Annotated in this window: 26 protein-coding genes; 23 read left to right on the forward strand and 3 right to left on the reverse strand. The window is 43.2% G+C overall.

The features are described 5' to 3' along the window. Positions 1 to 196: 196 nt before the first annotated feature. The 5 genes from G468_RS23760 (at position 197) to G468_RS20285 (ending at position 2,498) form a co-directional block, all read left to right on the forward strand. Positions 197 to 373 carry a hypothetical protein gene (locus G468_RS23760; protein WP_155846984.1) on the forward strand — a complete coding sequence of 59 codons (177 nt, stop codon included), beginning with the start codon at positions 197 to 199 and terminating at the stop codon, positions 371 to 373. Between the two features lie 135 nt (positions 374 to 508). Beyond that, complete coding sequence (gene trfA, locus G468_RS0108975) at positions 509 to 1,378, forward strand: plasmid replication initiator TrfA (RefSeq protein ID WP_034249628.1); 870 nt, start codon at positions 509 to 511, stop codon at positions 1,376 to 1,378. A gap of 69 nt (positions 1,379 to 1,447) precedes the next feature. Continuing rightward, complete coding sequence (locus G468_RS23765; RefSeq protein ID WP_155846985.1) at positions 1,448 to 1,588, forward strand: hypothetical protein; 141 nt, start codon at positions 1,448 to 1,450, stop codon at positions 1,586 to 1,588. After that, complete coding sequence (locus G468_RS22420; protein ID WP_051297009.1) at positions 1,585 to 2,205, forward strand: helix-turn-helix transcriptional regulator; 621 nt, start codon at positions 1,585 to 1,587, stop codon at positions 2,203 to 2,205. The genes G468_RS23765 and G468_RS22420 overlap by 4 nt, the downstream gene beginning before the upstream one ends. Continuing rightward, positions 2,202 to 2,498 (forward strand): hypothetical protein, encoded by a 297-nt coding sequence (locus tag G468_RS20285; RefSeq protein ID WP_051297010.1) that lies wholly within the window; start codon positions 2,202 to 2,204, stop codon positions 2,496 to 2,498. Before G468_RS22420 ends, G468_RS20285 begins: the two co-directional genes overlap by 4 nt. Here the strand turns inward: G468_RS20285 and G468_RS0108995 are convergent. Genes G468_RS0108995 through G468_RS0109005 form a run of 3 tightly spaced genes read right to left on the reverse strand, consistent with a single transcriptional unit; the run spans position 2,451 to position 4,921 of the window. Then, a complete protein-coding gene (locus G468_RS0108995) occupies positions 2,451 to 3,749 on the reverse strand; it encodes a cytosine permease (RefSeq protein WP_026822844.1) in 1,299 nt (432 codons plus the stop codon). The genes G468_RS20285 and G468_RS0108995 overlap by 48 nt on opposite strands. Positions 3,750 to 3,802: 53 nt before the next feature. Beyond that, entirely contained in the window at positions 3,803 to 4,504 is a 702-nt protein-coding gene (locus G468_RS0109000; protein ID WP_051297011.1) for a helix-turn-helix transcriptional regulator, read from the reverse strand. Positions 4,505 to 4,507: 3 nt separating this feature from the next. Further along, complete coding sequence (locus tag G468_RS0109005) at positions 4,508 to 4,921, reverse strand: GNAT family N-acetyltransferase (protein WP_026822846.1); 414 nt, start codon at positions 4,919 to 4,921, stop codon at positions 4,508 to 4,510. Positions 4,922 to 5,259: 338 nt separating this feature from the next. Here G468_RS0109005 and G468_RS20290 point away from each other — a divergent pair, with 338 nt between their 5' ends. The 18 genes from G468_RS20290 (at position 5,260) to traF (ending at position 19,527) form a co-directional block, all read left to right on the forward strand. Continuing rightward, a complete protein-coding gene (locus G468_RS20290; protein ID WP_034249631.1) occupies positions 5,260 to 5,613 on the forward strand; it encodes a type IV conjugative transfer system pilin TraA in 354 nt (117 codons plus the stop codon). After that, the gene (traL, locus tag G468_RS0109015; protein ID WP_026822847.1) at positions 5,614 to 5,910 is read left to right on the forward strand and encodes a type IV conjugative transfer system protein TraL; all 297 of its coding nucleotides are present in this window, start codon (positions 5,614 to 5,616) and stop codon (positions 5,908 to 5,910) included. A gap of 9 nt (positions 5,911 to 5,919) precedes the next feature. Then, positions 5,920 to 6,489 carry a type IV conjugative transfer system protein TraE gene (gene traE / locus G468_RS0109020; RefSeq protein ID WP_026822848.1) on the forward strand — a complete coding sequence of 190 codons (570 nt, stop codon included), beginning with the start codon at positions 5,920 to 5,922 and terminating at the stop codon, positions 6,487 to 6,489. Further along, positions 6,486 to 7,199 (forward strand): TraK domain-containing protein, encoded by a 714-nt coding sequence (locus G468_RS0109025; RefSeq protein ID WP_026822849.1) that lies wholly within the window; start codon positions 6,486 to 6,488, stop codon positions 7,197 to 7,199. Before traE ends, G468_RS0109025 begins: the two co-directional genes overlap by 4 nt. Positions 7,200 to 7,231: 32 nt before the next feature. Continuing rightward, complete coding sequence (locus G468_RS20295) at positions 7,232 to 8,518, forward strand: TrbI/VirB10 family protein (protein ID WP_211229659.1); 1,287 nt, start codon at positions 7,232 to 7,234, stop codon at positions 8,516 to 8,518. Beyond that, a complete protein-coding gene (locus tag G468_RS0109035; RefSeq protein WP_026822850.1) occupies positions 8,515 to 8,835 on the forward strand; it encodes a hypothetical protein in 321 nt (106 codons plus the stop codon). The genes G468_RS20295 and G468_RS0109035 overlap by 4 nt, the downstream gene beginning before the upstream one ends. A 4-nt stretch (positions 8,836 to 8,839) precedes the next feature. Beyond that, positions 8,840 to 9,220, forward strand: a complete 381-nt coding sequence (locus G468_RS0109040) for a hypothetical protein (protein ID WP_026822851.1) — start codon at positions 8,840 to 8,842, stop codon at positions 9,218 to 9,220. Beyond that, on the forward strand, positions 9,217 to 9,750 hold the full coding sequence (traV, locus tag G468_RS0109045) for a type IV conjugative transfer system lipoprotein TraV (protein ID WP_026822852.1): 534 nt from the start codon (positions 9,217 to 9,219) through the stop codon (positions 9,748 to 9,750). Before G468_RS0109040 ends, traV begins: the two co-directional genes overlap by 4 nt. Then, positions 9,750 to 12,335, forward strand: a complete 2,586-nt coding sequence (gene traC / locus G468_RS0109050) for a type IV secretion system protein TraC (RefSeq protein WP_034249633.1) — start codon at positions 9,750 to 9,752, stop codon at positions 12,333 to 12,335. Before traV ends, traC begins: the two co-directional genes overlap by 1 nt. Positions 12,336 to 12,589: 254 nt before the next feature. Then, entirely contained in the window at positions 12,590 to 13,162 is a 573-nt protein-coding gene (locus G468_RS0109055; RefSeq protein ID WP_155846986.1) for a hypothetical protein, read from the forward strand. Between the two features lie 4 nt (positions 13,163 to 13,166). After that, the gene (locus G468_RS0109060) at positions 13,167 to 13,508 is read left to right on the forward strand and encodes a TrbI F-type domain-containing protein (RefSeq protein WP_026822855.1); all 342 of its coding nucleotides are present in this window, start codon (positions 13,167 to 13,169) and stop codon (positions 13,506 to 13,508) included. Then, entirely contained in the window at positions 13,501 to 14,124 is a 624-nt protein-coding gene (traW, locus tag G468_RS0109065) for a type-F conjugative transfer system protein TraW (RefSeq protein WP_026822856.1), read from the forward strand. The genes G468_RS0109060 and traW overlap by 8 nt, the downstream gene beginning before the upstream one ends. 34 nt (positions 14,125 to 14,158) lie before the next feature. Further along, entirely contained in the window at positions 14,159 to 14,800 is a 642-nt protein-coding gene (locus G468_RS0109070; protein WP_026822857.1) for a thioredoxin domain-containing protein, read from the forward strand. After that, positions 14,800 to 15,552: a DsbA family protein gene (locus tag G468_RS20300; RefSeq protein ID WP_051297013.1), complete on the forward strand. Its 753-nt coding sequence runs from the start codon at positions 14,800 to 14,802 to the stop codon at positions 15,550 to 15,552. The genes G468_RS0109070 and G468_RS20300 overlap by 1 nt, the downstream gene beginning before the upstream one ends. After that, entirely contained in the window at positions 15,552 to 16,544 is a 993-nt protein-coding gene (traU, locus tag G468_RS0109080) for a conjugal transfer pilus assembly protein TraU (protein WP_026822858.1), read from the forward strand. Before G468_RS20300 ends, traU begins: the two co-directional genes overlap by 1 nt. 10 nt (positions 16,545 to 16,554) lie before the next feature. Beyond that, entirely contained in the window at positions 16,555 to 16,977 is a 423-nt protein-coding gene (gene trbC, locus G468_RS20305; protein ID WP_081700646.1) for a type-F conjugative transfer system pilin assembly protein TrbC, read from the forward strand. Then, complete coding sequence (traN, locus tag G468_RS0109090) at positions 16,970 to 18,769, forward strand: type-F conjugative transfer system mating-pair stabilization protein TraN (RefSeq protein ID WP_051297014.1); 1,800 nt, start codon at positions 16,970 to 16,972, stop codon at positions 18,767 to 18,769. Before trbC ends, traN begins: the two co-directional genes overlap by 8 nt. Beyond that, positions 18,766 to 19,527 carry a type-F conjugative transfer system pilin assembly protein TraF gene (gene traF / locus G468_RS0109095; protein ID WP_026822860.1) on the forward strand — a complete coding sequence of 254 codons (762 nt, stop codon included), beginning with the start codon at positions 18,766 to 18,768 and terminating at the stop codon, positions 19,525 to 19,527. The genes traN and traF overlap by 4 nt, the downstream gene beginning before the upstream one ends. Positions 19,528 to 19,529 lie beyond the last annotated feature (2 nt).

Raw genomic sequence — 19,529 nt, forward strand, 5'->3', positions numbered from 1 at the left:
GCGTCCGCGCTATGCCGTGTTTGCGTCCGCGCTATGCCGTGTTTGCGTCCGCGCTATGCCGTGTTTGCGTCCGCGCTATGCCGTGTTTGCGTCCGGAGATTTTTATTAAGTTGTCTCCTTAATTGCCAATTTTCTGCTTTATATTATTATGTATATTATGTATATTATGTATATGGTATTTATGGTGTTTAATTCAATGAAAGAAAAGTTTTCGCCCTATAAGTTGGATTTAAAAAAATTAAGAAATGAAGGTTATACCTTTGAAGCTTTAGCTATTTGGTTAGCTGAAGAAAAAAATGTCGAGGCATCACCTACAGGTATTAGGAACTTTTTGAAAAAATGTGAGATTAAAGAGCGATTAAAGAAGAGTTAAAAAGATGAGTCCCCTTTATTCTTGGGTCGAATAAAGGGGCAATTCCTAACAGAAATTAAGAGGATTTATGTTAGTCACGTATATCATAAGTATTTTTAAGTTTCCTTGCAAAATAAAATCGCAAGGAGGCTTTTAATGAAAAATATATGGAATAAAGTTGATTTTATTGCAAAAAAAATAGCAGAAAATAAGGATTGTTGTGTTAATAGCTGTAAAGAAAACCCTTCATTAATAACAGAAAATAATATTAAGCAAGAGCAGATAGTTGAGTCTGAAAATGAAATATACTTGCCAATAAGCATAAAAAATAAAGCACCTGTTCCTAATATTATATTAAGAAGCGCTTTGTTTGGCTTGGTTGCGAAAGGAACTAGAAAATATGAAAAAAGTGTATTAAAAGCAACTGTTAACGGTTATGAAATTAAATATACAGGAGAGCAATTAGATCAATCAGATCTAGATGTTTGGTTGGAGTGTTTACAACGTTGCCAAGAAAGTCCTTTGGGGAATGCCGTTAAATTTTCATCTTATGATTTTTTACTGTCAATAAGGAGAAATACAGGAAAAACTCAATATAAATGGTTAGATGAAAGCCTTAATCGGATGAAGGCTAATGCTGTTCAACTATCAGACAAAAAGTATACGTATATTGGTAGTTTAATTAATGAAATATATAGGGATGAGGAAACAGGGCTAAATTGTCTTGTTTTAAATCCTAAAATAGTTAATTGTTTTGGTGATGCTGAATGGACGGGGATAGTTAAAGCATTACGCCTTAAATTAAAAGGTAAGCCATTGACGCAGTGGTTACACGGTTTCTACAGTAGTCATTCAAAACCTGTTCCAATCAAAGTTGAAACATTAAAAAGACTTTGTGGAAGTGAACGAGGTGAGTTACGAAAATTTAGGTATGATTTAAAAAAATCCTTATCGGAGCTATCTAATATTACTGGTTGGAATTGTATAATAGATCAAACAGATAAAGTAATTGTAAGTAAAAAATAACACTCTATAGCAGTGAGGAAACACTGCTATAGAGCTAATCCAAACCCTAGCTAAAGTAGGAGTCGGACTATGCGAAATAGTACGCATATTGCACGCATAATGAAAGCGTGCAGCATATCAATCGAGCAGCTTTTGAGCTTTGCTCTCACATCAAAACACCTTACCAATCGTCAGCGTGATTATCTTCGTAGTATCGGAGGTGCGGTATGAACTCAGAGATGATTAAATTCTTTTTGAGTAGCGGTGTACCTTCTGGCTTCGTTGATAACAAAGGTAAATTTGATACCAACGTCAAAATGATGGATCTACTCCCTTCGCTCATCTATTCCGCAGAATTGAAAAAGCTGACAGAGAGAGTACAAACTGAAAAATCGGCGTTTTCTTTGATATGTAATTTGCCCGCTAATTTCAGGGAATCACCCACCGTTTGGCAATTTCACTTTCTACCGCTTTTTGATGACGATAAAGAATATCTAGGCACTTTCTTCCATGCTCATGAGTTCCTGTTTTTATCTCCGCTAGATTATGTGGATGGCATAAAACCTTATGCGGTTACTACGGAAAAACCAAGCAAACTTTTCACTGATAGAGAGTGGCAAATATTGTTTTTCACGATGCAACGGTTAAACAGCAAGGAGATTGCTAGACGGTTAGATATTTTTCCATCAACGGTTGAATCGCACTTGAAGACTATCTACAGAAAAGTCGACGTGCATTCAGCTTGTCAGCTAAAGACATTTTGCAAATCAAAAGGTTTTGAGCGCTATATTCCGTCTGAATTTATTCATAAGGGACGTGGATTCGTAGAAATGGGAGGGATCGCATGAGTGTTTTTTATTCTGATGAACTAAAACAATTTTCTCAGTTGTTTCCTGAATTTACGCAAACTCAACAAGAAAATGTTTTTCTCTTTGCAATTGGTATTCCTATTGCCAATATAGCTGATATCCGTCATGTCTCTATTCGAAGTGTCCAAGCTTCTTTGATTGAAGCTCAGCACCGTTTGGAATTAGGCTCTACTAGCTCATTGAGAGCGGTGGCACAAATGCGACTATTTCTCCCATTATTAAGATTAGCTTTTTATTTTTTTCATGAAAAAAGGGATTTTGATGAAGTTTAGTAAACCATAAATAACACTGGCAGTAAGCAAGGAATTAACAGTAGGAACGCCTGTTTCTATTGTTAATCCAATGTAGCTTGCTGTTATACAGGCAAAAAGGGCATACCAACCTATAAATGGCGTGTCTTTATTTTCGGGGATTTTTTCATATTGTTGGGTTTCTTTGAGAATATTTCTGTGAGTTTTGACAATAAAATAATCAGTTAGCATCACGCCGACTATAGGGGGAAAGACCACACCAAGCAGCGTTAAAAAATCCACAAATCTTTCCAAAATCCCTAAAACAGAAAGCGTTGTTCCAATGATACCTATTGTTAAGGTGATTAACGTGTAATTGACCTTTTTGCCCGTTAGCACAGAAATTGAATTGGCAATACTCAATGATGATGAGTAAAGATTAATGTCATTAACACGTAGGGTAGAGAAGATAACAACCAGCAATCCAATCCCTCCTGCTGTCTCAGTCATAATAGTGACAACATCTGCGGTATTTAATGCCCTAGCTAATAATATAGCAAGGCCATTAACCAGAAATTCACCCAAAATAATGGATACCATTGTTATAAGAAACACTTGCCGCCTGTTTTTTGAATATCGACTCATATCGGGGGTAATAAGACTTGCTACAATACAACCGCCCATAATTAATGTAATGGCGGAAGAGAGTGTCATTGGTTTACCGGTAGGAATTGAATTAATTAATTCAATGGTATTGTGATTATCAAGAATTCTCACAGAAATGAAGACAATAACGATGATAAAGAACGGTACGGCAATCCACGCCGTAAATCGTAAGGCTTTAAAGCCAAAAGCAACCAAGACGGTCAAAAATAATCCAGAAAATGTTGATGACCATTCAACCCCTAACTTATCGCCTAATGCAAAATTAAGTCCTTTCGCAAAGACGGCATTTTGCACGCCAAACCAGCCTATCAAACTAATAGCTATCACCAAACTAACGAGGATTGAACCTATTTGTCCAAAACCACACCATCTGGCGAGGAGACTACTGGATAATCCCTCTTTCATACCCGCAAAGCCTAATCCAAAAGTTACCACCCCGAAAATAATACTGCTGATAAAAATGGCTAGAAAGGCATCAGCTATAGTCATTGAATGACCTAATACTGCGCCTAGCATGAACTGATCTAAAGCGGTTAACATGCCCGCATGCACTAAGGTGACACTAAGGAATGATAAACGTATATTGGTGGGAACACGACTTGTCGGATAGTTATCTATTAGGTTCATATGATAAGTTTACCTTGTTATAAATAGCAGTATTTATCCCGCACATAACCATTTTATTTTGTGATAAAATGAAGTCCTTTACATAAAAAAGAATCAGGCACATAGTTATCCAAGCCTATATGACTGCAATAGCCTTTTAATTGATAAAGGGAATGCACATCTGTTTTTTTGAAGATGATTTTTAACCGACTCTCGACAGTACGAGGGGCAATATTTAATATATTGGCAATTTCTTTATAAGATAAATTTTGGAGTACAAGAAAAATAACATTTAATTCTTTTTTGTTGAATGGGGTGTTTTTTATTTCTGTTGTAACTACCGTCGGATTTCTTTTATTTATGTTAATTAATGGGTTGATATAAATGAGTTCTTTTGCATTCCATAAAATACCTAAGGATTCTCTTTGAGAATTTAAAAGCGGAATTTTCTCGCTAATATAAGGGGTTAAATATTTATTGCCATTCCAATAATGCGTTTCTATCACTCTGACACTTCGATTGGTATTTGCGGTTAAATTATCATGCTGAACAAAGTCTTTCGCCAATTCACTCCACTGCGTAGGAAATTCACTATCCTTTTTTCCTTCAAAAGCAAAGTGTTGAGGCGTGTTTGTGAATTTTAGGGCAGCTCTGTTCATGTAGATATGGTGTGAATTTTTATCCTTAATTCCCCAGGGTTCGTTGAGATGTTCTATCATCATAATCGCATGAGCAATAATATTATTGTTGCTATCAATATAGGCATTATTGTTCATAGCTCAGCTCCCTAGTTGCTTGGATAAATAATATCGGGTGTGACGATGAGCAAATTCGGACAGGTGGCCATATTCTTCGTATCCGAGCTTTTTATAAAAATTAACAGCTTGGAAATCGAAAGTATCAACATAAGCCATGTGACATTTTCTTTTTATCGCTTCATCTTCTGCCATCTTCATTAATTTTTTGCCAATATTCTTTTTCCTGTAATTTTCAGCTATCCATAAGTATTGGATGTCAAGACCTCCCCACCATGTTCTGGCAATTAATCCACCCTGAATCCGGTTGTTATCTTGAAAAATCACTCTTAGAGTATGAATATCAACAGGCGTAAATTGAGAATTATGTTTCCATAGGTTATTGATTATGGTGTTTTCTTCTTTATCATTTTTGGTATCACTCAGTATAAACTCCATATTAATGTCATCCTGTTTGCTATTGATTAATGCGTAAAATATATCTTCATAATTTAGTTTTTTTATAAAAAATCACAAATATTACCCCTCATCGCCTTAGCACAAATTTAAAAAATTTCCACGTAATTTTTAGCACTTTTAATACCGAAATTTAGGGTATACCTTAAAGTAAATAAGTTTTTCACTTTTGAAAAATCTAAAAAGGAGAAATTAATTAAGAATAATATTAAGCACTGTTAATTTTTAATTACCTAAATTCCAACCGTTACTAAGGGTTAGCACAGTATAACGCTAAGTATTTACTTAATTTAATCATTAACCGTTTTAAGGAGACTTAAATGAACGGCAAGGTCACTTTATGCCTAAAAAACCCTTTCACTGTGGGTGCGGTAGCCATCTTTAAGATTTTAAAGCAACAGAAATCGTTATTAACGATGACTTTTTTCGGGATATTAATGCTATTTCCTGCCATGCAAGTTTATGCCGACCCACCGACAACCGGGGATTTATTCAGTGGCGGCAAGGAGGTGGTGAAAAGTACTTTTGGCAAAGGCTCAACCGTTGTCTGGATTCTGTACGTACTCGAAATCCTTGCGGCGATTTTTGCTTATGTGAAAACTAAAAATCTGGCGGTATTTGGCGGAATTGCCGCGGTGATTGTGTTTGTTAACGTGGTCTTCGGATTGATTTAAATGGATGCCACTTCTCGCTATCAGTTTCCGACCACGCTCACGCATCAGCGCCGTTTTTGTGGGTTGCCGATGGATGAGGTGGTGGTTTATTTGCCGTTAATTATCTGTACGATTTTCGTCAATATGTGGATATTTGCGCCCGCCTTAGCCATCGCCTTTGTTGGGCTTCGCAGGCTTAAGCAGGGCAAAGGGTCAAGTTATCTGTTGGGTCTCGCATACTGGAGTCTACCCACATCAATCATGCGTTTTTTTATCACTGTTTTACCCGAGAGTTTTAAACGGTACTGGATAGCGTGAGGAGCGTGCATGGATTATCAACTGCGGAAATCATCACAAAAACAACTGGCCATTGGAGTCATGACCTGTGTGCTGATAACGGTGTTAAGTCTAGGTATTTGCTACCGACTGCTGATGCAGAACAGGGAATTGACTTCTCAGCTTATTAACAATCATCAAACGATTATTACGCCGATGGTTGACCACGAAGGTTTTAGTTTTCACGGCACGCGCGGTGATGCGCGTTATCTTCGGTTGATGGGGTTAAGTCTGCTTAATCTGCGTCTGAATGTCTCCGCACAAACCATCAAAGATAGCCACAATTTGTTACTGGCCTACAGTGATACCCATTTACGCGAAAAATTAATCGAAGTATTAGCCGAAGAGCGTCAGCGCATGGCTATCAATGAAGCCAGCTCTACCTTTTATTTAAAGGAAGTCAAAGTGAGTCCTGATAGCGGTGTGGTCGATATTACCGGCGAATTGCACTTTTTCTACGGCATTAAAGCGGTGGAGCCGGTCGATAAGCACTATCGCTTGCGACTTGAGACCCGTGACGGGGCATTGAAACTAACGGATTTTGTGGAGTTGCCGGCATGAAAAAACTGCTTTTTTGTTTAAGTTTTATGTTGATTTCCACATCCATTTGGGCAGAGAACCTGACTGTTACCCCTCATAGTGTGGTGCGACTTTCCGTGAGCAATCGTGAACCCAATGTGATTGCGGTGATGAATGACCGGATAGTGGAAGCCAATAGTGCCGCCGGCAAGCTAGCCGATAAAAAAGCCACTGACAGCGGGGCACTGATTTTTACCACCGAAGAAACAACACCCTTTTCGCTCTACATCGAAACCGAAAAGGGGTTTGGTTTTACCGTCAATGCCATCCCCGTTAAAAAATCCCAGGGCATTAATGTGAGCGTGATGAATGCCGAGGCGAAAGCTGACGCGAATGCTCAAGAATGGGGAAAAACCAGCGATTCTTACAGTCAGTTTATCACTCGGACTTTTACGGCGGCGATGAACGACAATATCCCCACTGGTTTTGTTAAAAATGGTCGTGTAAACGTCAACTGGTCAGCCTCGGCATTAGCCAACTTCCGCTTTCGGGACAGTGTGAGCTTTCAGGGCAAAAACATTCGGTTACTACGAGTTAATGTTGAGAACAAAACCTCACAACCTATTCAATTAAATGAGCGAGTTTTTTGGGTTCCGCAAACGATGGCTATTGCGTTTAATCCGACCGTTAATACCTTACGACCGCATGAGCAGGTCACGCTGTTTCTTCTGATTAAGGAGAAACCGGAATGAATATCAATCATTTTATCCGCAAAAATCAAAAGGTGGTATTTAGTGCGATTGGGGTAGGGGTGATGGCGATTTTCACGCTGCTTTGGTGGATAAACAGGCAAGCATCAGGCGTTGAATTAACCGCTGCTGACAGTACTGTGCAGTCAGGTAATCCCTCCGCTCAGGAGCCGGATTTAACCGGTGCAATTACCAATACCTTTGATAACAAGGTGCAAGGCAATGTCGTCACCGATGCGCAGCTAAGCGAAAAAGCGAATCGGCAGACAATGGACGTGCTGCTAAAAGAAATTCAGGGTATTAAGCGCGATTTTGATGCGGTTAAAAATGAAAATAGCCAGTTGAAGGCCAATGTGGGTCAACTTCAGGCTGAAATCCAGCATAATAAAAAAGCGATGGAGGGGGAGAACAGTCCAACACCAGGGGCAAGTCAAGTGAGTCATCCCCCTCAAATCGCTATCCTGCCACCAAAAGGTCAGTTGGAAAGTACCCGTTTTACTTATCCGAAAAAAGAAAATATGCCATCGGGTTTTTATGTCCCCTCGGGGACGTTTTCAACCGCCATCGTGCTAGAAGGGGCGGATGCCAATGCGTCGGTGAAAGGCGAAACCAAAAAAGTGGCCATGCAGTTTAAATTAACCGGACTTGCCCATCTGCCAGGCAACCAAAAACTGAATAAATTAACAAATTGTTTTGTCACCGCGTCGGCCTGGGGAGAAATTTCCAGCGAACGGGCAGAAGTGAGACTTGAGCGCCTGTCGTGTGTTATCAACAACAAGCATATTGACCAGGTAGTTGAAGGGCATGTCGGTTTTTATGGCAAAAACGGCATTAAAGGTATACCGGTGATGCGAAATGGCGCGATGCTCGGACTGGCCTTTGGCGCAGGGGCATTAGGCGGTTTGGGTAACGCCTTCTCGCAAATTGGCAATACCACCGTCGGCATGGGCGCAACCCATCAGGCCACCACTCAGGAAGTCGCCAGACAAGCGCTAGGCAGTGGCGCATCAACGGCAGCCAATAAACTGGCGGACTACTACATTGAGCGTGCCGAGCAATATCATCCGGTTATCCCGATTGGCGCTGCCAATCGCGTCGAAGTGGTTTTCCAAAAAGGCTTTAAAGCTGAATTTATTGAAGACCTGGAAGCGAAAAAGGTCAATGAATCACCCACCCAACTGGCGAAAAACGTCAGTAACAGCGTAAAAACTAACTTACCACCTGAGTTGCTCAATCAGTTAGGCAGTGCCACCTCAATGGACTTGTCCGATTTTGTTACCCCCACAAAACCACCGTCAAATAACGGAGGCGTGAAGCCATGAGTCGATTCACAACAAACATCCTCGGCGTCATCCATCACGGCGTTGAATACACGTTACAACTGATTAAAAACGGCTTTTTTTACTTACCGGTTATCTTTTTCTGGTTAACGATGATGTTTTTTTATGTGGGTCATTTATCAATCAATGAGGACTTTAGATTTAGCAAAGTGAGCCAGGTGATGGATGAAGGCTGGCAACTGCTTGAACCGGTTTTTCGCTTGTCGCTTTGTATCACGCTGATACTTTGCGTTTTGCAGTTTGCTATCCGTCTTTTTCGTCGAAATTCCGACCGGACGCCATTAACCAAGGAGGAATAAAGCCATGAATACGTTAGCGCAAAAATCCATTATCAAACATCCATCCCTTAATGTAGTGAGGACAAAAAATAGCGTGATGTTGCCGGTCAATCAGAATGCGGCAATCGGTAAAAGAACCGCCTTGCAGTGCTTGCAATTAGTATTGAATATCAGCCTTTATTTCCCCGTGATGTTTGTTTGGCTGACGGTCGCTTTTGCATTAAGTGGAAATTTGGCAATAAGCTATCCGTTTGAACCGGATGCGATTTACTTAACGTTCGATAAAGTTGTTGACCTACTCACCCCTGTTTTTCGTCTGTCATTGGCTATTACCTTAATACTTTGTTTTTTGCGGTTGGCAATCGGGATTTTCCGGAAAAAATCTAACAAGAAGGAGTCAACATGATGCTGAAATATCGCATAGGGCTTATCAGCGGCATTGTGTTGCTTTCCGGTTGCGCGGGTATGAATAGTGAGTTTGAATTTGGCAAACCCGCTAAAGACTCGGGTTACTGGATGAGTGAGGCCGATGAGATGACCAATACTGCCAGTTATTCAGTCGCCCAACATAAAGGCGAGGCCGTCAAGTCCGCTAAAGGATTTACGCTATCGGCTTATCGCTTAATTCAATTAAATCCAATGCACACAGCGGTAACATTTTTAACTGAGCGCGCGATAAGTGCAAATAATCCAAACTCAATGAAGGTTAAATCACCTGCATCACGCTGGCTAACGAACAACTTCACCGCACAATCCCCTGCTGCGTGTCCGGCAAGTCCTTGTCTGGGTGAAGTCACTACTCCCTCTCGGCAAGCGGAGCGGGTAACGCGTGCCTGGATAGCGCCTTATGTGTCACCGGATGAGGTCGTCCATACCGGCGAAGTGGTTTATTTCGTGACCACCCCGTCCACCTGGGCAAATGTGGAGAAAGTGTGATGCTAAAACAAGTCAATCCGCTCAAAATCATTGAACTGGTGGGTAATGCCTTAATGGAAAAAGACACTACCCGTGAAACGGCAAAAAAGCTCGAGTCGATGGATTATCCGCATTTGCGCGACCTGTTGCCGTATCGGGATTATGACGGCGACCATCAGCTTTTTATTAACCAGCATTCACTGGGATTTTTACTGGAAGCCCAACCGTTAATTGGTGCCAATGAAAAACTGGTCGAATCACTTGAGGAACTGGTGAAAAACAATCTACCGCGCGATATTCCGCTACAGGTGATTTTGCTGTCCAGTCAAACGGTGTATGAGAAATTAACGCGCGGCTTGCGGGATTTTAGCTGGCAGGGCAATCGTGCTGATGAATGCAATCAAATTACGCAGGGGTTTTATCTTGATGCGGCGCGCAATCAGTTTGCCAATCCGCAAAATCTGCCGTTGACGCTGAGAGATTATCATCTGTTTTTTGCGTTCTGCCAGCCGTGTAAGCGAGTCACCGAAAGTGAAATCATTAAAGTCCGTGAAATTCGGCGTAATCTGTTAAGTGCGCTCAACGCCTCGGATATTCATGCGGACAATGCGTCAATCACCCGCTTTTTGCAGATGATGCGCGAAATGATTAATTTGGACACGGAAAGATTAAAGCCGTATTCATCCGAGTGGATAGAAGACAAAGACATTAATCAGCAGATTGTGCAGAACAACACCTGCTACTGGTTTAAATCGGGGTATGTGGAAATTACCGGCCGCAATGAAGAAGATAACCCGTTTTCTACCCGTGCCATTCATTTTAATCTCGACAGTAATCCCAGAGAACACTACCTCTGGCAAAACGGCAATATTATTTCCAATTTGCTTAATCCGCAAAACGGCATCCGTTGCCCGTTTGTGATGAGTTTTATCATTCAAACCGAAGACCAGTCGCGTAGTCAGGGGGAAGCCAATAAGCAGTTTCTGGATTTAGAGCGGAAAGTCTCCTCTTCTTATGCCAAATATATCCCGTCAACCAAACGCCAGCACGCCGAATGGAAAAGTTTACGTGAAGGATTGCTCTCTACCGCGACGTCACTATCCGGTTATTATCTCGGTATCACCCTTTTTTGTCGTGATAATGAAGAGGAAGCAGCCAAAGAAGCGGAGCGTACCAAAAAGGCGTTTGCCATGCAGGGGCTTAATATGGTGAGAGCCGATTTAATGCAGATGCGCAACTTTCTTGGTCACCTGCCTTTTGCGGTAGGCGATAATCCGAAACTCTGGAAGGACTTCTTAAAAACCGGTGCAATACAGCGAGCAGAATCCTTTCAGGCGGTCAATCTCATGCCGATTATCGCCGATAACAAACTCAGTCAGGCAGGGATAGTCTTCCCAAGTTACCGCCATCAACTGGCGTTTCTCGATATTTTTGACGCAAGTTTGCCGAACACCAATTTTAACTGGTTTGAATCGGGCACCTCCGGCGCAGGGAAATCGGTGTTGGCACAAACCATTGCCAGACAGGTGTTAGACAGCGGCGGTTATTTGTCTATTTTTGATATCGGCGACAGCTACAAGGCGTTTTGCCAGAGCGTGGGTGGCACCTACATTAACGGGGAAACCTTGCGCTTTAATCCGTTTGCCAACATTACCGATATCACCTTAAGCGCTGAGCGCATTCGTGACCAGTTGTGCATTCTGGCCAGTCCTAATGGCTTGATGGATGAAGTGCATGAATCACTGATACTGGAAGCGATTACGGAATCCTGGCCGAACAAAAAACAGGATATGCGTATCGATGATGTCGTTAATTATCTAAAAAAACATCGCGGTAAAATCCAGGAAGCTAGCCGTATCACCGGTCGCATTGATGAAATTCTGGTACTGCTAAACAAATACACCACCAAAGGGATATACGGCAAATATTTTAACAGCAGCGAACCGACCCTAAAGCCGGATATGCGCTTTGTGGTCACAGAGCTCGGTGGATTGAAAGCCAATCGGGATTTACTCATGGCGGTGTTATTTACGCTCATGCTCTGGTCAGAAAACCTGATGTACAACACGCCACGTAGTTTACGCAAGATGAACATTATTGATGAAGGTTGGAAACTACTGGATGCCAAAAGCCCTAAAGTCCGCGATTTCATCGAAGAAGGTTACCGTACCGCCCGTCGACATAATGGTTCCTTTGGCACTGTAACACAAAGTATCCGCGATAAAAATTTAAGCACGGCAGCACTGGCCGCTTATGACAACAGCAGTTTTAAATTCACGCTCATGCAGGATGCAAAAGCCTTTAATTCTTTTCAAAAAGAAGAACCTTCCACCTTTAACGAAATGGAATGGGCATTAATTCAAAAGTTCCCCCCTGCCAGCCGCGCCGGATTTAGCGCCGTGCATTTAAGTGTGGGTGGTTATAGTAGTTTTCATCGATTAATGCTCGACCCGTTAAGTAATGAACTGTTTTCCTCCCGCGGTGATGATTTCACCTATCGGGAGAAGCGCCTAAAGGAAGGGGCAAACATTAATGACATTATTTTTGAAATGGCGCAACAGAAAGACCCTGCGTTACTGGCGAAATTGAAACAGGTTAAACCGTGAGAGGGGAGGATGGGGATTGGATATCATAATCATCACTGCGTTGATAATCATTGCATTGTTGTGTGTGCTTCTCAGGTTACATCCGCAGTCAACGTGGCGCTGGGTAATTTACGGGATGCTAGTAGTTGCGATGACCACTGAATTTTTCATGATTTCAACAAGTTTTCGGGATATTACCCAAACATGCCATGGAATAGGGCTTTAGCAAGCGATTGTCATCATCTTAACCGATTAACTTTTTGGAGGACAAACAAATGAAAAGAATAATCGCATTACTCACAGGATTAACGAAAACGTATGCAATAAGGAAAGCGATCACCTTCACTTTCGCTTCGTTTTTCATGCTGTTGGTGTCTTGTTTTTATACCGTTGGGGTGGGGGCAGGGAGTATATCGCCAAAAGCGGTCATTCAACTAACAAAACAGAATCCCGACCTTCAGATCATCGCGTTTGGGTGGGGGATGACTGAGGCACTCTGGATTTTAGGGATTTCTTGTTTGGGATTGGCAATCGTTGAGTATTTCAGCCAAAAAAGAACCAAACCTCGTTGGGTCAACGCCGTGTTAAAGCCAAACGCCTATTTAAAGTGGATGCTAGAAATGCTGCATTGGTCAGCGATGATATTGCTGATGGTGGTATTCACTGCTCGGGGTCTCGGGCTGGATAGCAGTCAAATTCAGCTGGTCGCCGTTAACGCCAATCTGCCCTCACCGCTGATATTTTTCCTTTCTTTAGGGCAAGCGGCATTAGTGTCTTCAGGTTTGCTTGCCCTATTGGGCGTAATGGATAACCTGCCTGTGCTGAAAAAGCGCGTCAAAAAGGCATAAGCGCATGAAAACGGTCGCCATCATTAATTTCATCATCGGCAGTTTATTAAGTGCTCTGCTAATTGTTTCCGTACAACACTGGCTTTTTCCTCGGACGAACATTATCACCTTTGATATGAAAAAGACCACCGATCGCTTTTTAGTGCAGGTCAGCAAGCTGGACTTACCGGAGGCGCAAAAAGACCAGCTTATTGCGAAATACAACAACACCCTGAAGGCTGTTTTAGAAAAAGAAGCCAAAGGTAACACGTTAATATTGGTGAGCGGTGCGGTGATGGCAGGGGCAGTGGATAAAACGGCTGATATCCAGAAACAGATTGCCGAGGCAATGAAAAACCATGAATAAGTGGCTGCCTTGCATCGGTATATTGATGAGCTTTAGCGCGGTCAGTCTGGCCACTGAAATCGGCACGTTTGGCGATGTGTGGGCGATAGCCGAACAAAACCTGCTGACGGTAATTGAAGGACAGGTGGAAAGTGCTTTTTTAGGCAACGAGGAAAAAATTCACCAGCAATGGCGGGAACGGGTAACGAAAAATGCCGAGCGCCCTGAAGCGGTACAGGGACTCACCAAAGCGGTGAAAAACACCACACGGACGTTTGATCCGAGCTTCACCGTCACTAAAGATATTCGTGACCACAACGGCACCGTTTTTGCGCACAAAGGGCAGAAGGTGAATCCCTTTGATATCACCCCTTTTAATGAAACGCTCTATTTCATTGATGGTGATGATGAAAAACAGCTTGCCTGGGTCGCTGCGCAGAAACCCGCGACTGCCATCAATAAAATCATTTTGGTGAACGGGAATATAAAAATAACGGCGGATGCCTTAAATCAGCGCATCTACTTTGATCAGGGTGGCGTTTTGGTTAACCGGTTTGGCATTGAGCGATTACCCAGTGTAGTGGATGAAATGCCGAATCATTCCTTATTACGGATAACTGAGGTGGCAGTACAATGAAATCCCAAACACGCAAAATGGAGAAAAGGACATTATGAAAAGATATGTCACTATCGGATTATTGTTGGGTACATTTTTGTTGCCAATGTTTGCGCTGGCTGAAACATCTTTATCTTCACAAGATATTAAAAGAATGGTCGAAGCTTACGAAATGTACACTGGAAAATTAACCCCCGTTTTAAATGCAAAGTCTCGGGTAGGGGTTATTGCGCTATATAACTATCATTGTAAGTCTTGTGCAAAGATGGTTACGACGATTTTAAATCTGGTTAAAAAACACCCTGATATCCGGTTTGTTTTTAAAAATCTATCCGATAAATCAGACCAATCTGTTCTGGGTGCGCAAGCAGAATTGATGGTATGGAGTAAATGTCCCAAGGCATTTTTAAAATATTTTACTGAATTATTTAAAAGTGGGAATGTTCCGCAAGCAATAGAAAAATCCAAATATCCTTTTACAGATATTCAAACTGAATTAAATAAGTTTGTAATTGATAACGATGTTATGTCACTTGTAACGGCTCATTATGCTAATAAGTTAAATATCCAAAAGCTCCCCACTTTTATTGTTGTTAATTTTATTAATCCTACTACAGAAAATACGACAATTTTAACCGGTGTGGTCGATGAAAAAACGTTATTAGCCGCAGTTGAAAAAGCAAAAGGAGCTGAATGATGAAATCCCGTCTTTTCGCCACCCTGATTGTCATCCCTGCGTTATTGTCGTTTCCGTTATTTTCCTGGGCAGCGCCATTTAACGCAACGCAAACAACAGAGATAGAGCAGATTGTTCACCGTTATTTGCTGACGCACCCCGAAATTTTGCTGGAGATGCATAAAAAGCTGGAAAACGCGCAACAGGAAAAACAGACCCAAAAAGCCATTAACGTCATCCTGAAAAATCAACGATTAACCCATCCCGATACCCCGGTTATCCATCCAAAAGGCAAGATAGCGCTGATTGAATTCTTTGATTACCAGTGTGGCTGGTGTGCAAAAATGGCACCCATTATCCAGCAACTTATCAGTACACAATCCGATGTTCGTTTTATCTTTGAAAACTATCCGATTTTTGGTGAAAAATCAGAGATAGCCGCACAAACAGGATTAGCTGTCTGGAAAGCGGGCGGCGAAAAAGCCTTTCAACGCTACCATGAAGCGATGTTTAGCAACAACACAGGAAAACAGGGGCTGGATATTAAACAGGCAATAAAAAAAGCGGGTGTCACCCTATCGGTTGAAGAAACGCCAAATAGCGAGATTGCCGCAACATCGAATGAGGCCAGAGAGATAGGTATTGAAGGCACGCCAGCCTTTATTGTGATGAATACGGAAAAGCCGACACTGGAATATACGACGATGTTTTTCGGGGCGGTAAGCGAGAAGACCTTATTGGCAGCGATTGAAAAAGCGAAGCGAGGCGAATAATGAAAACGCGACCCTTCCACTTATTGTTCGCTTTTTTGCTGCTTAATCCGATGTTATCGGCGAAAGCATCATTATGTGAGGGTCGCTGGGTCAATCCGATTACCGATATCTGCTGGCGCTGTCTGTTTCCAATCAGCCTCGGGAATATCAGTTTAAATAGCAGTAGTCTACCGGACACGCGCAATCCCTCCTCACCGATTCAGTTATGCCCTGCGCCACCGCCGTTATTTCAACGTATTGGCCTGGCGATAGGCTTTTGGGAGCCGTTTGCCATGACCGATGTGACGCGCTCACCGATGTGTATGGTCAATATGGGTGGTTTCACCATTCCGATTGGGCAGATTGGGATGGGAAAAGGCACCAAAGGCGCGAATGAAAACCCAGGCGGGATGTATCACGTGCACTGGTACAAATATCCGCTGATTAGCTGGCTTAATATCTTAACCACCATCGGCTGCATGCAAGGCGGTGAATATGACATTGGCTATCTCTCGGAACTTGACCCGATGTGGATGGACGACAATCTGGCGCTTTTTACCAATCCAGAGGCAATGCTGTTTGGTAACAGCATCGCGCAGTTAGCCTGTGCCGCCGATGCGATTGCCAGTGAAGCCCGCTTACCACTCGATGCACTCTTTTGGTGCGCGGGTTCACACGGCTCGATGTATCCGTTTACGGGGACGGTTTATTCCGAAAGCAGTGGTATTAATAGTGCGTTATTACTCACTGAGCGGATGAATTTTAAATTACATCGCCAAGGCATGATTTGGGACACGATTGGCGAAAACAAGGCAGTGTGTCAGGAATACCCGACCGTCATTATGCCCAAAAGCCGTTATCGCTATCAAATGGTCAATCCCGTGCCGGATGCCAATCAGTGTCATCCCACCGGTCGCAGTGTCATTCGCTGGCAAACCGGTAAAGAAATGCCGAACACTAAAAAGAACTACGGCTATCTGGTGTGGAAAAAACGCAACTGTGTGCTGCTTTAGGGGAATAACGATGCAAAAACTCACCTTACTCTCCCTGTTAATTTTATTGATATCAGCCACCACACCGGCAGAGGAAGGGATGCCGTTAGAAGGGATACAGCAAGAAACCGCCTATTTTTTATCATCCAGTATTCCAGAAAAAACGCTAGTGCCCTTATTAAAATCGGCGCAAGCAAAAGGGATCCCGGTCTATTTCAACGGTCTGATTGACAACAGCATGGAAAAAACCGCCCGCTACTTACTTAATCTGATACAAAAATATCAGGTAGCGGGCATCCAGGTTGATCCGCTGCGCTTTGACTACTATGGCATTACCCAGGTTCCTGCGCTGGTTAAACGCTGTGGCAAGACATTTGATATTGTGTATGGCTCAGTGGCGTTGGAGGAAGGATTAACGCAAATTACTCGTCATGGAGCGTGTCGTGATGAATAAAATACTGACCGTGCCACTTTTGATGTTTGCGATATCGGCTTTTGCCAACGATATGGATAGTGCCGCGAAAGAAGGTTATGACCTGGCTGAACAAACGCAAAAGCAGACGGAATCTGCGCTAACGAATTTTCAGCCACAAAAGGAATTACCCAATTTTACCCCTAACCCCAATGAGGCAAATTTCTATCAAGATGCATCGAAAATAGGTAATGCTGCCAATCAGTCCCTTAATGACAGTGAATTAGGCAAGCTCGCCCGGGAAACCTATATCAATAATCCCAAGGATAAAATCGACTGGCAATCGGACATGGTAAAAAACAGCCAAACCATTCAGGAAAATGCCGAAGGGATTACCGCAGGCAGTGCTGAGCAGTGCAGTAAAAAAAGCATTAGCCAATCGACAGTTAAAGAGCATGTCTGCGAACGGGGAAAAACGATAGTCAGCACCTGTACCAACACAGCCAGCGTTGAGTGGACAAGTGAAACGCAAACCAGAACCGTCACACGTGTTTATCAATTACAAAACCTACCGTATCACAAAGAAGGAAGGCAGATTGTTGCGCTTATCACGCCGGATGTGGATGGCACGATAGAAAAAGTGACTTACACCTATCAAGGTTGTTACCGTTGCTACCACAGTGTGGGCATTTCAGGGATGGGTGATAGTTTTATTTATTGGCTTGGTCGCGGCGGCGATATTACGGGCGAGCTTCATGTGACTGACCGACAATTCATTAAAGGCAAGCCAATCCCGTTTTCACACAATGATAGAAGCCGAGGTGGTGCCTATCGCTTTAATCAGCCCGCCAAATTAACCTTGCGCTTTACCGTAAAAGCCAAAGAGATAATCTGGCATCCAAAAATCGTTTGGACAGCGAACTGCCCTGTTGATAAAGGCAATGCGGTTAAAACAAAAGCGGGGTGCAGTCAAAAAGGCGAAACCCGTTATGTCGTTAAAGACGGCAAACGTTATCCTGTCACGCTCCCTTGCTGGCAAGAATCCGAGGAGTGGGTGGTCTCTGAACGGGATGATAATACCTGTGGTCGTTGGGAAAAAGACCCTAATTGCAGTGAAGGGCAACGCCAGTGTTTGCAGAAAATCGGCAATTTATGCGTCAAGGAATCGGTGAAATTCCAGTGTCAACAAACCACGCAGGGGGAAGGGTTTCTCTGTGGCGGTAAATTCTACTGCTCGGACGGCAAATGTGCCGCCATTGCCTCGGGCAAAAATAATGATTTTGGCGAAGCGGTATCGCAATTGGCCGCACTTGCGAAAGCCGGTAAAGACATCAGTGGGGAGGGCAAAAATATCAGTGCGTTTACCGGTAAACCGATGGCGTGCCGTAAAACGGCGATTGGTTTTAGCAATTGCTGCAAAAGCAGCGGTTGGGGGCATGATATTGGTCTGGCCAGTTGTGACAGTGAAGAAAAAGCGATTGGTAAAGCCAAAGGAAAAGGATTGGTGGTTGATGTGGGGGAGTTTTGCGCCGAAAAGGTATTAGGGGTGTGTTTGCGCAAAAAACACAGTTATTGTGTGTTTGACAGTAAGCTCGCGCAAATTGTGCAGGCACAAGGGAGAGGAGGTCAACTGGGCGTGGGATTTGGTAGTGCGAAGCATCCAGATTGTCGCGGACTGACGATTGACGAGTTGCAACGGGTGAGATTTGATACGCTCGATTTCAGTGAGTTTTATGATGAGCTTAACAGCAAAACAACACTACCGGATAGCAAAAAGCTCACTGAAAAGATAAGCCAGCAGATTAAAAACGAGTTACAGGGGCGCAAATCATGAAACGCCTTTTATTAAGTAGCGTGCTGTTATCGGCAATAGTGACCGCAAAGCCCGACGATGGTTATCACTACTCCCCTGCGGTCGGTTGGCATTGGTATAACGAACCGGCACCGCAACAGGAAACGCTGGAAGCACGGTCATCACCGCAAAAAACACTGTCAGCGGTGGAAACTATGCAAAAAATCAAAGCCCTGGGCGATGAATTACGCAATGCCGCGGTGCTTGACCCGAAATCGCCGGAGAAAGTGGCGCGCTGGATAGCGTTTCAAAACTACTGGTCGGATAACGCCAGTCAGTTCTCAGCCACCTGGCAGAAGGTGCTACTACTGAAACCGGAACTCGATTACAACAACAGGCATTCCCATTATAACGCCACGGCAACCTTGTCTTACGCGAACGAACGCAAAGCCCAGGCCACTGCCATCAAAGCCGTCAATGAGCGCTATGGGGTCTTTTTCTTCTATCGCGGGAATGCGCCCCTAGACAACAAATTAGCACAAGTGGTGCGGGAATTTGCCCAGCAATATCAGATGGCGGTGATGCCAATTAGTGTTGATGGTGTCATCAACCCCGAGTTACCTAACAGCCAAAAAGACCGAGGACAGGCGGCAAAAATGCAAATTCGCTATTTCCCTGCGCTCTTTTTGGTTGACCCGAGTACCGGCAGCTACCATCCACTGGCTTATGGCTTTATCAGTCAAGATGATTTAGCAAAACGCCTATTAAACCGCGTGACTGATTTTGCGCCGAGGGATTAACG

The sequence above is a fragment of the Arsenophonus nasoniae DSM 15247 genome, assembly GCF_000429565.1.
GTDB classification, from domain to species: domain Bacteria; phylum Pseudomonadota; class Gammaproteobacteria; order Enterobacterales; family Enterobacteriaceae; genus Arsenophonus; species Arsenophonus nasoniae.